Origin of the sequence: Buchnera aphidicola (Aphis fabae) (assembly GCF_009069125.1) — a bacterium.
GTDB lineage: Bacteria > Pseudomonadota > Gammaproteobacteria > Enterobacterales > Enterobacteriaceae > Buchnera > Buchnera aphidicola_BB.
Window position 1 is genome coordinate 575294 of sequence record NZ_CP042427.1, and the last position, 13887, is coordinate 589180.

Genomic DNA, 13887 nt, shown 5'->3' on the forward strand with positions numbered 1-13887 from the left:
GAATTTTCTATTATGTTTAAAATTTATATAAATAATAAAGAATATTATGTAAATAAATCTGATAATTTACTACAGGTGTGTCTTTCAATTGGATTGGATATTCCTTATTTTTGTTGGCATCCTAAGTTAGGAAGTGTAGGAGCTTGTCGACAATGTGCTGTAACTCAGTATAATAGTTTTTCAGATTCTCAAGGACGACTTATTATGTCTTGTATGACACCTGTAATAGATGGAACTATTATATCAACTAATGATAATATATCAGAATCATTTAGAAGAAGTATAGTAGAGTTATTGTTAACAAATCATCCACATGACTGTCCTGTATGTGAGGAAGGTGGTAATTGTCATTTACAAGATATGACAGTGATGAATAAACATCATACTCGAAATTATCGATTTTCAAAAAGAACACATAAAAATCAATATTTAGGTTCTTTTATTAAACATGAAATGAATCGTTGTATTGGATGTTATCGTTGTGTTCGATACTATAAAGATTATGCAGGTGGGACTGATTTAAATGTTTATGGTGCTAATAATAATATTTACTTTGGTCGAACAGAAGATGGAATTTTAGAAAATGAGCATTCAGGTAACTTAATTGAAATATGTCCTACTGGAGTTTTTACTGATAAAACACATTCTAAACAATACAATCGAAAATGGGATATGCAATATGCTCCTAGTATATGTCAAAGTTGTAGTATAGGTTGTAATATTAGTATAGGTGAACGACATGGTGAAATACGTCGTATAGAAAATAGATATCATCAAAATATAAATCATTATTTCATTTGTGATTTAGGGCGTTTTGGATATTCACATAATTATTTAAATAAACGTCCTAAAAATCCTTCTCATGTATTTCATGGAAATTTAAAAATATTAAGTTTTACTGAAGCAATAGAAGAAGGGGTAAATTTTTTTCAACGTTATAAACATATAATTGGTATTGGTTCTGCACGTACTAGCATAGAAAACAATTTTGCATTACAAGAATTAGTCGGAGAAAATAATTTTTCTCATGGAATGTCTCTTAAGGAAGACGCTTGTTTAAAATTAATTTTAAATGTTCTTAAAAATAACGATTTATATATTCCATCTTTAAAAGAAATTGAAAGTTATGACGTTATTTTAATTCTTGGAGAAGATTTAACACAAACGTCACCTCGTGTTGCATTAGCAGTACGTCAAGCTATTAAAAATAAAGCTAAAGATATAGCTGAATTAAACGGAATACCTCGATGGAATGCTACAGTTGTATCTAATATTTCAGAAAATTATAAAAATTCTTTATATATTACTCATACACACGAAACTAAATTAGATGATATTTCTGATTGGTCTTATTTTGCATCAACTAATGATCAATCAAAATTCGGTTCTGCAATTGCTCATAATTTAGATCCTCTCTTACCAGCTATCGAAGATTTAAGTCCATTTTTACTTGAAAAAGCTAATTTTATCTCAAAAAAATTACTGCATGCAAAAAAAGTACTAATTATTTCTGGTATGCATTCATTTAGTACATCAATTATAAAGACCGCTATTAATTTATCTATATCTATTAAGAAGAAAAAGACCAATCATGTTGCTCTTACTTTTTTAACATCTTGTTCAAATACGTTAGGATTGGGATTAATTGGTGGAATTTCTATAGAAGAAGTATGCCAACGATTAAGTAAAAAAGAAGTAGATGCAATTATATGTATGGAATACGATTTATATCGTTATCTGTCTAAATACGATTGTGATGTTTTTTTAAAAAATAAAAATAATATTTTATCAATAGATCATCAATATACTGACACTTATAAAAATTCTACATTGAATTTACCTTGTGTTAATTTTTCAGAAAGTTCTGGTACAGTAATTAATTTTGAAGGTAGAGCACAACGTTTTTTTCAAGTTTATGATCCAATGTTTTTAAATCAAAAAAACTGTCTTTATGAAAGTTGGAAATGGTTACATTTCATTCAATGTAAATTTTTAAATCAAGAAATATCTTGGTTTAATTTAGATGATGTGATTGTTTCGTATAGTAATAAGTATCCTATTTTTAAAAAGATAAAAATATCTTTACCAAGTGCGAATTTCCGAATCAATAATCAAAAGATTGCTCGCTCTCCTAATCGTTATAGTGGTAGAACTGCTTTACAATCTCATATTAATATTCATGAAATTTCTCAACCTAATGATATTAATACTATGTTTTCTTTTTCTATGGAAGGTTTTAATCAACCTAATAAATCTTTTTCATATATTCCATTTGCTTGGTTTCCTGGATGGAATTCACCACAAGCATGGAATAAATTTCAAATAGAAGTTGGGAAAAAATCAGTAGCGGGAGATTCAGGTGTTCATTTATTTAAAGATAATAGAAAAGTTAAAGATATTTATCTAAATTTTAAAAGTAATATTAAAAAAAGAAATTGGTATGTAATCCCATATTACCATATTTTTGGGAATGAAGAATTAACACAATATTCATCTATTATTCAAGATAACATAGTTATACCATATGTTTTGATAAATAAATTAGATGCGTTAGAAATAGGTTTAAAAAAACATTCTATAATTGAGTTTCATTGTTTAAATAAAAATTTTCGTTTAAATATAAGATTATCTAAGAATTTGAATAGAAAACAAATTGGATTACCTATAGGAAGAAAAGGCTTTCCTATTGCTCTAGTTGGGAAAGAAATTAAATATATAAGAGAATTTATTAAATGAAATACTTGGGAATAGATATATTGGAAATATTTTTAGGATTTTTTAGAATCACATCATTTGTTGTTTTGGTTGTATTTTTTTCAGCAATGTTAAGTATTTTTGAACGTCGACTATTAGCATTTTTTCAAAATAGACATGGTCCTAATCGAGTTGGTTATTTTGGTAGTTTACAACTGTGTGCAGATATGATTAAAATTTTATTTAAAGAAGACTGGGTTCCAAAATTTAGTAAAAAATTTATTTTTATTTTATCTCCAATTATATCTTTTATTTCTTTATTATTTGTAATTCCAATCATTCCATTTATTCCAAATAATCCAATAATTAACTTAAATATAGGAGTTTTATTTTTTTTAATGATGGCAGGTTTATCTGTTTATGCAATATTATTTGCAGGTTGGTCCAGTAACAATAAATATGCTTTATTAGGAGCTATTCGAGCTTCTGCTCAAACTTTAAGTTATGAAGTGTTTTTAGGTTTGTCGTTAATGGGAGTTGTTGCAAAATCAGGTTCATTTTCAATAATTGATATTGTAAATAATCAAAAAGAAATTTGGAATATTATACCTCAATTTTTTGGTTTTTTATCTTTTTTTATAGCTGGATTGGCTGTTTGTCATAGACATCCTTTTGATCAACCCGAGTCTGAACAAGAATTGGCTGATGGTTATCATATTGAATATTCTGGTATGAAATTTGGATTTTTTTTTATTGGAGAATATATTTCAATTGTTACAATTTCATCATTAATAACAGTAATGTTTTTTGGTGGTTGTTTTGGTTTCGGAAGACCCAGTTTTTTTTGGTTTTTCTTAAAAATGATGTTTTTTATTATTCTATTTATTTTAATTCGAGCATCCTTGCCAAGACCTAGATATGATCAGATATTATCTTTTGGATGGAAAATATGTCTACCTCTGACCTTATTAAACTTGCTTATAACAGCTTTTTTTATATTGATTTAAACTTTATTAAAAGAGATTTTATTTATGAACTTAAAAAAAATCATTATTGGATTTTTTACGCAAATAAGAAGTATTTGGATGATTTTTATAAATATATTTTCTAAATCTGAAACTAAGTTATATCCAGAAGAAAAAGTTTATTTACCGCCTAGATATCGTGGTCGTGTTATATTAACAAGAAATTTAAATGGAGACGAGCGTTGTGTTGCATGTAACTTATGTGCAGTAGTTTGTCCGGTTGATTGTATTTCTTTACAAAAATCCGAAAAAGTAGGTGGTCGTTGGTATCCTGAATTTTTTAGAATTAATTTTTCTCGTTGTATTTTTTGCGGTTTATGTGAGGAAGCTTGTCCTACTGCTGCAATTCAATTAACTTCAGACTTTGAATTATCAGACTTTAAAAGGTATAATTTAGTTTATGAAAAAAAAGATTTATTAATTTCTGGTCCTGGAAAATATCCTGATTATAATTTTTATCATTTTTCAGGTGCACTTATTAGTGGTAAAAAGACAGGTGAATTAGATATAGAATCATCACCTATTAATGTTAAGACTTTGTTGCCATAGGATATTATTAAATGAATTTCGCTTTTTATATATGTTCTTGTATAGCTATAATTTCTACTTTTTTAGTCATTATTCAAAAAAACGCAGTTTATTCTTTACTATATTTAATAATTTCTATTTTATCAATATCAGGTATTTTTTTTACAATTGGCGCTTTTTTTGCAGGTGCTATTGAGGTAATTATATATGCAGGAGCAATTATAGTTTTATTTGTTTTTGTTATTATGATGTTAAATCTTGGTAAAAAAGATGATATGCAAGAAAAAAAATATTTACATCCTATTTTTTGGGTTACACCAAGTTGTTTAACGTTGGTTTTGTTTTTATCAATGACATATGTTATTTTTTTTCTAAGAGATAAAAAAATAGACTTTTTTTTAATGAATACTAAAATTATAGGCATTAGTTTATTTGGTCCTTATTTATTATTAGTTGAACTTGCTTCGTTTCTTTTGTTATCTGCTTTAGTTGTAGTTTTTCATATTGGTACTGAAAAAAAAATAACTCAAAAAAAATAATCATAACTTCTTAATTTTTCAAGGATAACGATTGATGATTTCTTTGTTTCATGGTTTGTTTTTATCATTAATATTATTTATTTTAGGTTTAACATCTCTTATCGTTCGTCGTAATGTACTATTTATATTGATTAGTTTAGAAATAATGATGAATGCTGTTGCGTTAGCATTAGTTGTAGTTAGTACATATTGGAAACAACCAGATGGTCAAATAATGTATATACTTGCTATTACATTAGCTGCTTCTGAAGCTAGTATAGCATTAGCTTTATTATTACAATTATATAGAAATAAAAAAACATTAAATATTAATGTGTTAAGTGAGATGAGTGGATGAATATTATTTTTTTGATAATTTTATTTCCATTAATTAGTTTCTTTATTTTATCTATTACACAAGGAACACTTTCTAAAGTAAAAATATCTATTATAGGAGTATTTTCGATATTTTTTTCTTTTCTTATTACTCTTTTTTATAGCATAATTTTTATTAATCATTCTTTTCAATTTTGGATCCAAAGGTTATGGTGTTGGATGGCTATTGGTACGTTTAGAATAGATTGTAACTTAATTTTAGATGGATTATCTTTAAGTATGTTAGGAGTGATTACAGGAGTAGGGTTGTTAATACATATTTTTTCTGTTTGGTATATGCAAAATCAAGAAGGATATTCACGTTTTTTTGCGTATACTAATTTATTTATAGCAAGCATGTCTTTATTAGTATTAGCAGATAATTTTATATTAATGTACATTGGATGGGAAGGTGTAAGTGTTTGTTCCTATTTACTAATAGGATTTTATTATAAAAATATTAATAATAATAAATGTGCTTTAAAAGCTTTTATTTTAACACGAATTTCAGATATATTTTTAATAATTTCAATGTTTTTAATATATCAAAAATATGGAACATTTACTTTTCAAAAAATTCACTTTTTATCAAATTTTATTTATATAGATAGTTCCAGTATAAACTTTATAACATTTTTTTTATTAATTGGTGTAATTGGTAAATCAGCTCAATTTCCATTGCAAACTTGGTTATCAGATGCTATGGTGGGTCCAACTCCTGTTTCAGCTTTAATTCATGCTGCAACTATGGTAACAGCAGGTGTTTACTTAATAGGTAGAACACATTTTTTATTTTTATTAGCTCCAAATATATTATATCTTGTAAGTTTTATTGGTATTTTAACAATATTATTTTCTAGTTTTTCTGCATTAGTTCAAACAGATATAAAACGCATTCTTGCATATTCTACTATGAGTCAAATAGGATATATGTTTTTAGCATTAGGTGTAAAAGCATGGTCTGCTGCAATTACACATTTAATAATACATGCTATTTTTAAAGCATTGTTATTTTTGTCCGCTGGTTCTTTAATCATTTTTTGTAAAAATGAAAAAAATATATTTAAAATGTCTAAAATAAATATAAAATGTCCCGTTTTATATATTAGTTTTATTTTTGGAGGAGCATCTTTAATTTCATTTCCATTAATTACAGCTGGTTTTTATAGTAAAGGTAATATTTTATTTAGTGTTTTAGAAAGTGGTCATCTTAATTTATTTTTATTTGGTTTATTTGGTTCATTATTAACATCTATTTATACATTTAGAATGATTTTTGTTTTATTTTATAAGTGTAGTTTTTCTAATTTTTTATATAAGAAAAGATTAACACATAATCTTCCATTGTTAATTCTATTAGGGCTTTCTAGTGTACTTGGTATATATATTATACCTTCATTATCTTGTATATTCCCTGTGTTTGAACATTCTATAAATAAAAAACTTTTATTTGAAATTATATCTAGTTTTATATCTTTTTTAGGAATTGGGCTTGCATATTATTTTTGGGTAAAGAATACAGATTTTATTATTAAAATATTAAAATTAAAAATTTTTCGATCTATACATTATTTTTTATTAAATGGATGGTATTTTGATTCATTATATAATTTGTTTTTTGTTGATTTATATTTATCTATTTCTAATGTTTTATTTTCTGATCCATTTAATAAAATTAATATTTTTTTTATTAATATTACAAAAAATTTTAATTTGACTTTATTAAAAACGGTTAACGGAAATATAAAATGGTATATAGCATCAATGCTATTAGGTGTTAATTTAATTTTTGCATTAATTTTATTTTTATAAAAAATTTAATTTGTTAATTATATAAAATTTTTAATTGAATAGTTTTATAAATCATAGGAATATATATCTGATGTTGCTTTCTTTATTAGTTATCATTCCATTTTTTAGTAGTATTATTTCCTTTTTGTCTTTTAAATTAAATAAATATATTCCTCGTTATATTGCGATAGTAAGTATAATATTTACAATTTTCATTGCTATTAAAATATGGTTTTTTGGAAATTTTTATATATATCAAATAGATCATTATCCTAATTGGAATTATCAGTTAATATTACCTTGGATACCTAGGTTTGGAATTGAATTTCATTTAGCGATTGATGGCTTTTCAATGATTATGTTGTTTTTAACTTTATTTTTAGGAATTATTTCTATTTTATGTGCATGGAATGAAATTAAAGAAAATGAAGGATTTTTTTATTTTAATTTGATGTTAGTTCTGACTGGAGTGATAGGAATTTTTATTGCTTTTGATTTATTTTTATTTTTCTTTTTTTGGGAAATTATATTAGTTCCAATGTATTTTTTAATTGCACTATGGGGAAATAACAAAAAAGATAAAACAAGTTCTATAAATGCTGCTAATAAATTTTTTATATATTCCCAAATATCTGGTTTGATAATGTTAGTATCAATTTTATTATTAGTTTTTAGTTATTATAATAATACTCATATTTTAACATTTAATTATAATTTATTACTTTTTAATTCACTTAATTCAAATATAGCATATGTTGTTATGTTAGGTTTTTTTATTTCTTTTATTATAAAAATGCCTATTGTTCCATTTCACGGATGGTTATCAGATTTTCATGCTGAATCTTCATATTGTGGTGCGGTTGATATAATTGGTGTTTTATTAAAAACTGCTCCTTATGCTTTGTTTCGTTATGGTATGACACTATTTCCAAGTACAATACAAGCATTGACCCCGATTGCAATGTTTTTGGGTTTATTTAGTGTTTTTTATGGTGCTTTACTAGCTTTTTCTCAAACAAATATTAAACGTTTAATTGCATATTCTTCGATTTCTCATATGGGGTTAATTTTAATTGCTATTTATAGCAATAGTGAAATTGCTTTTCAGGGAGTAGTAATACAAATAATATCTAATAGTGTAGCTACTGCTGCGTTATGTATCTTATCTGGTCAAATTTACAAATATTTTAAAACTCAAAATATTCTTAATATGGGAGGGTTGTGGTCTAAAATTTATTGGATTCCTGCTTTTTCTTTATTTTTTTCTTTAGCAAATTTAGGACTTCCAGGAACTGGAAATTTTATTGGTGAATTTTTAATTTTATTTGGAATATTTAAAACATATTCTATTGTGTCTATTATAGCTACAATAAGTATTGTTTTTTCTTCTATTTATTCTTTATATATGGTGCAAAGAATTTATTATGGCCCTTGTAAGAAAAATTATTCAATATTTTATCCGAATATTCAAGAGTTTTGGATATCAATAATATTAATTATTACGTTGATTTTTTTAGGTTTAATGCCTCAAAAGATATTAAATATTTCACAAGGTACTATATTTTCTATATACCATTTTCAAAAAAAAAATATTAATTCTATTTCAAAGACAAGGTTATAATAAATAATGATGATAAATTTACAAGAATTAACCGCTTTATTACCTTTGTTAATTTTAATAGCAGGTGTAGTAATAGTTATATTATCTATTTCTTATAATCGAAATCATTTTTTGGTGGCTGTATTTAGTGCTTTTATTCTAATTGTAACTTTTTTTTCATTATATTTTTTATTTTCAGTGATTCCTATTGATATTACTATGTTATTTCATATTACTAAATATTCTATTTTATATATTAGTATTATTTTACTATCTAGTTTTGCTACTTGCATTTTTTCATATTCATGGTTATTAAATTATCCTTTTAATAAAGAAGAGTTTTATTTAATGCTTCTTCTTTCGACACTAGGTTCAATTTTGTTAACTATTTCTAGTCATATGTCATCAATATTTATTAGTATTGAGCTAATGTCACTGCCAATTTTTGGTTTAATTGCATATTCAAATTATGTAAATTATGCTTTAGAAGCATCTTTTAAATATCTTATTTTATCTGCTATATCTTCTGCGTTTTTATTGCTTGGTATTGCTTGGATATATGCTATTTCTGGAGATCTTAGTATTTCATCTATAAATCATGTTTTATCATTTGTATTTAATAATGAAAAATTAGTTTTACTATTTGGAATAGTAATGGTATTAATTTCTTTTTTATTCAAATTATCATTAGTTCCATTTCATTTATGGACATCTGATATTTATCAAGGAACACCATCTTCAATTTTATCATTTTTTTCTGTTTCTGGGAAAGTAGCTCTTTTTAGTGTTTTATTAAATATATTTACATGTAATGCTATTATGAATAATAAAATATTATATTTAATATTATCATTAATAAGTATTTTTTCTATATTATTTGGTAGTTTAATGGCTATCTTTCAAAAGAACATTAAAAGATTTTTCGGATATTCATCAATATCTCAATTAGGTTATTTATTAATAACATTGCTTGTTTTAAAAAATAGTTATGTTTTTTCTTTAGAAACAGTTTTAGTTTATCTTGTTAATTATTTGTTGATCAATATATCATATTTTGGTGTTATTCAGTTATTTTCTCGTTCATCTAATGATATAGACTCAATTAATTCATATAAAGGTTTGTTTTGGTTTCAACCGTTTTTAAGTAGTGTTATGACAATTGTTTTACTATCTTTGGCTGGTATTCCCATAACTTTGGGTTTTATTGGTAAATTTTATATTTTATCTATTATAATAACCAACCATTTATGGTTCATGGGTTTTAGCTTTTTATTTGGAACCATATTGGGTTTTTATGGTTATTTTAGATTAATTATTAATTTATATTTAAAACCATCAGATCAATCATTAATTAATAAAGTTACATCAAATATTTGGATTGATATGCCTTCTAAAATTTTAATATTATTTTCTTCAGTAATATTGTTAATATTGGGGTTATTTCCAAATCCATTAATATATTTAATAAAGTTAACTGGGTAGTTTATAGCAAATAGATGTCAGTAGATAATAATTTAATATTATCTGATTACTTTAAAAAGTTAATAATTTTTATTAAAATAAATGTTTAATTAAAAAAAGAGAAATTGAATGATTATTTTTTTTTCGACTTCACTAATATTTGGGTTTTTTTTTTAATTTTAATTAACTTTTTTTTTAAAAAATACAATTTTAAAAGTAAAATAAATCATTTTTTTTATTTACATCGTTGGATTTTTAGTTATTTTTTTGCTTTTTTTTTGTTTATTTCTATATTTTGGATTTTTTTATATAACATCAGTGGAATTAATATTGCTAATAAAAATATTGTTTGTTTTTTAACTAGTTATTTATTAGAAATTATACTTTCAGTAGATAATGTTTTTATTTGGTTTTTAATTTTTAAATCACTTAAAATACCAATAATTCATCAAAAAAAAGTTTTATCATATGGATTATTAGGAGCTTTCGTATTACGTTTTATATTTTCTTTTTTTAGTTTTTTTGTATTTTCTAAGTGGCATTGGGTATTATATTTTTTTGGAATATTATTTATATTAATGAGCTTTAAAATATTTTTCATATCAAGTAAAAAAGAAAATAAACAAAAAAATATAAGCTTATCTTGGATTTATAAAATATTTAGAATAAGTAATAATTCTTGCTGTAAAAATTTTTTTTTAAAAATAAATAATAAAATATTTTTTACTCCTTTATTTGTATCTTTAATTCTTATAGAATTTAGTGATATTCTCTTTTCGGCAGATAGCATTCCCGCTATTTTCTCTGTTACTCATAATTTATTTATTATTTTATCATCTAATATTTTTTCAGTTTTAGGGTTAAGATCTATGTATTTGTTTATAGCTCCTATAGTAAATAAATTTCCTATGATAGAGTATGCTTTATCATTTATTTTGATGTTTATAGGATTTAAAATATTATTTGAAAAATTCATAATTATTTCAACTTTTCTTACTTTTAGTATTATATTGATAATTTTAGTCTCTGCATTTCTGATAAATATAATTTTTATTAAAAAAAAATAATATCATGTTAATTATTTATATTTAATATTTTTAAAATTTATATAAATAAAATTTTTTTTAAAATAAGTTGGAAATATGTGTAAAAAAAATTTTTCTTTTTTTATGTGGATTGAATATTTAGAAAAATTAAAGAAAAAAAATCAAATAAATTTAATAGAAATTAAAAAAATTGCAAAAAAATTAAATTTATTAAATTTAAAGTCTTTTGTTTTTACTATAGGAGGGACTAATGGTAAAGGAACAACATGTGCTATGTTAGAGCAATTATTATTAGATTCCGGTTACCAAGTTGGTTTATATACATCCCCACATCTTTTAAATTTTATAGAACGTGTTAAAATTAATGGCTCATATCTTACTGAGATACAATATGTTTCTGCATTTTTTAATATATATTCTGCAAAATCAGATTATTATTTAAGTTATTTTGAATTTATTACACTTTCCGCTTTGTTTTTATTTAAACAATATTCATTGGATGTTATTATATTAGAAGTTGGTTTAGGAGGAAGATTAGATGCTACTAATATTATAGATTCAAATATATCTTTAATTACTAATATAGGCATCGATCATACTTCAGTTTTAGGTTCAAATCGATTTAGTATAGCTCGTGAAAAAGCTGGTATTTTTAGAAAAAATAAAATTGCCGTGATTGGTGAAAAACTTCTTCCAGATTCTGTATATCAAGCAGCATACAAAAGTAAAACAATATTAAAAATAGTTAATAAAGATTGGTATTGGAAAGAATACAATCATACATGGGATTTAATTCATTCAAATATAGAATTATACGATTTACCAATGCCTCAAATACCATTATCAAATGCTGCAATTGCTTTATCAGCATTATTTTATTCCAATCTTAAAGTTAATAAAGAAAAACTAATAAATTCAATATCTACAGTACAATTACAAGGTAGATTTCAAACTATTTCTTGCTCCCCTTATATTATTGTTGATGTTGCTCACAATTATGATGCTTCCTTATATCTTTCTAAAAAAATTGATCAAATAGATATACAAGGAAATATATATGCAATATTTGGTGTGTTGAAAGATAAAGATATTTTGTCAATTATTTCTCCACTAAAAGATAAAGTTTATTATTGGTATGTATCTACCTTACCTATAGATCGTACTGCTACTATTAAGCAGTTAGAAAATAGTTTACCTATTCAGAATACAATTTTTTTTAATAGCATTTATAATGCTTGGAATAACCTAAAAAAAATATTAACTAAAAAAGATATAGTATTAGTTTTTGGTTCTTTTATTACTGTTTCAGAATTTATTTCCATAAAAAATCAAGAAATAAAATAACATAATAAAAACATTATTTTTTGGAAAAACTATGATTTTAATAGATTTTATTATTTTTATTATTGTTTTCTTTTCTACTTTTTTAGGAATATTTAGAGGTTTTTTAAAAGACTTAACATCTACTATATTTTGGTTATTTTTTGTATATTTTTTTATTAATTATGTATATTTTAGTAACTTTTATTCTGATATTTTTTTAAAAAATGAAAATTATTTAATAATTTTAATTACTATTGTTTTTTTTTTACAATAAAAATATTATTAAATTTTATTTTTAACACAATAATTAAAAAATTTAAATTATTATATATTAATATTATTTTAGGCAGTGTATTTGGTTTTTTTCGTGGAATAATATTAGTATTTTTTTTGCTATTTTGTATTCATAAATACAGTAATACTATTTATTTAAATATATTAAAAGAATCTTTTTTAATTCATTTATGTTTGAATAGTTTTAAATAATAATTTTTTAATATTTTATTCAAATACTAAGCACATTATTTTAAAAAATATAGTGTGCTTAGAATCAATTTATTAATGTTCGAACATCGCAGAAATAGATTCTTCATTACTGATTCGTCTTATAGCTTCTGCTAACATTCCGGCCAATGTAAGAGTTCGTACGTTTGGTAGTAATCTAATCTGTTCTTGTAATGGAATGGTATCACATACAACTACTTCATCAATCACAGAACATTTTAAATTTTCTGATGCGTTTCCTGAAAAAATAGGATGTGTAGCATATGCAAAAACTCTTTTTGCCCCACTTTCTTTAAGAGCTTCTGCAGCTTTGCACAGTGTTCCTCCAGTGTCAATCATATCATCAACTAAAATACAATCTCGGTTTGCAACATCGCCAATAATATTCATAACTTGAGAAATATTAGGACGAGGTCTTCTTTTGTCTATAATTGCCATATCAGTATCATAAAGAAGTTTAGCAATTGCTCGTGCTCTTACTACCCCACCAATATCAGGGGATACAACAATAGGATTTTTTAATTCTCTTTGCAACATATCTTCTAAAAGAATTAAACTACCAAATACATTATCCACAGGTACATCAAAAAATCCTTGAATTTGTTCAGCATGTAAATCTACTGTTAATACACGATCTACTCCGATACTAGATAAAAAATCAGCTATAACTTTAGCTGTAATTGGAACACGTGCAGATCTTACGCGTCTATCTTGACGTGAATATCCAAAATATGGTATTACTGCAGTAATTCTACCAGCTGAAGCTCTTCTTAATGCATCGACCATTACAACAAGTTCCATAATATTATCGTTAGTTGGAGAACAAGTTGATTGTATGATAAAGACATCACTTCCTCTAACGTTTTCATTAATTTGAACGCTAATTTCACCGTCACTAAATCGACCTACAGATGCATTTCCTAAATTTATATAAAGTCGGTGAGCAATAAATTTTGCTAGTTTTGGAATAGAATTTCCAGCAAATAATTTCATATCTGGCATAACAAACCTTGTTTTTTATT

At 24.1% G+C, this 13887-nt stretch carries 11 protein-coding genes; 10 read left to right on the forward strand and 1 reads right to left on the reverse strand.

All coding sequences use genetic code 11. The annotated features are described in order from the left end of the window. Positions 1 to 12 precede the first annotated feature (12 nt). The 10 genes from nuoG (at position 13) to folC (ending at position 12382) form a co-directional block, all read left to right on the forward strand. A complete protein-coding gene (gene nuoG / locus FQV33_RS02850; protein ID WP_158348423.1) occupies positions 13 to 2736 on the forward strand; it encodes an NADH-quinone oxidoreductase subunit NuoG in 2724 nt (907 codons plus the stop codon). After that, the gene (gene nuoH / locus FQV33_RS02855) at positions 2733 to 3701 is read left to right on the forward strand and encodes an NADH-quinone oxidoreductase subunit NuoH (RefSeq protein ID WP_158348425.1); all 969 of its coding nucleotides are present in this window, start codon (positions 2733 to 2735) and stop codon (positions 3699 to 3701) included. Before nuoG ends, nuoH begins: the two co-directional genes overlap by 4 nt. A gap of 24 nt (positions 3702 to 3725) precedes the next feature. Continuing rightward, positions 3726 to 4268 carry an NADH-quinone oxidoreductase subunit NuoI gene (nuoI, locus tag FQV33_RS02860; RefSeq protein ID WP_158348427.1) on the forward strand — a complete coding sequence of 181 codons (543 nt, stop codon included), beginning with the start codon at positions 3726 to 3728 and terminating at the stop codon, positions 4266 to 4268. A gap of 11 nt (positions 4269 to 4279) precedes the next feature. Then, on the forward strand, positions 4280 to 4786 hold the full coding sequence (nuoJ, locus tag FQV33_RS02865; protein WP_158348429.1) for an NADH-quinone oxidoreductase subunit J: 507 nt from the start codon (positions 4280 to 4282) through the stop codon (positions 4784 to 4786). Between the two features lie 34 nt (positions 4787 to 4820). After that, positions 4821 to 5123 carry an NADH-quinone oxidoreductase subunit NuoK gene (nuoK, locus tag FQV33_RS02870; RefSeq protein ID WP_158348431.1) on the forward strand — a complete coding sequence of 101 codons (303 nt, stop codon included), beginning with the start codon at positions 4821 to 4823 and terminating at the stop codon, positions 5121 to 5123. After that, positions 5120 to 6952, forward strand: a complete 1833-nt coding sequence (gene nuoL, locus FQV33_RS02875; RefSeq protein WP_158348433.1) for an NADH-quinone oxidoreductase subunit L — start codon at positions 5120 to 5122, stop codon at positions 6950 to 6952. The genes nuoK and nuoL overlap by 4 nt, the downstream gene beginning before the upstream one ends. Before the next feature lie 70 nt (positions 6953 to 7022). Beyond that, positions 7023 to 8552, forward strand: coding sequence for an NADH-quinone oxidoreductase subunit M (gene nuoM / locus FQV33_RS02880; RefSeq protein ID WP_158348435.1), 1530 nt, complete (start codon positions 7023 to 7025; stop codon positions 8550 to 8552). A 6-nt stretch (positions 8553 to 8558) separates the two neighbouring features. Next, positions 8559 to 10013 (forward strand): NADH-quinone oxidoreductase subunit N, encoded by a 1455-nt coding sequence (locus tag FQV33_RS02885; protein ID WP_158348437.1) that lies wholly within the window; start codon positions 8559 to 8561, stop codon positions 10011 to 10013. 257 nt (positions 10014 to 10270) lie between these two features. Continuing rightward, complete coding sequence (locus FQV33_RS02890) at positions 10271 to 11059, forward strand: TerC family protein (protein WP_193201183.1); 789 nt, start codon at positions 10271 to 10273, stop codon at positions 11057 to 11059. 75 nt (positions 11060 to 11134) lie between these two features. Continuing rightward, positions 11135 to 12382, forward strand: a complete 1248-nt coding sequence (gene folC / locus FQV33_RS02895; protein WP_158348441.1) for a bifunctional tetrahydrofolate synthase/dihydrofolate synthase — start codon at positions 11135 to 11137, stop codon at positions 12380 to 12382. 537 nt (positions 12383 to 12919) lie between these two features. On the opposite strand, the gene FQV33_RS02905 is transcribed toward folC, so the two are convergent. Continuing rightward, positions 12920 to 13867 (reverse strand): ribose-phosphate pyrophosphokinase, encoded by a 948-nt coding sequence (locus FQV33_RS02905; protein ID WP_158348443.1) that lies wholly within the window; start codon positions 13865 to 13867, stop codon positions 12920 to 12922. Positions 13868 to 13887: the final 20 nt, after the last annotated feature.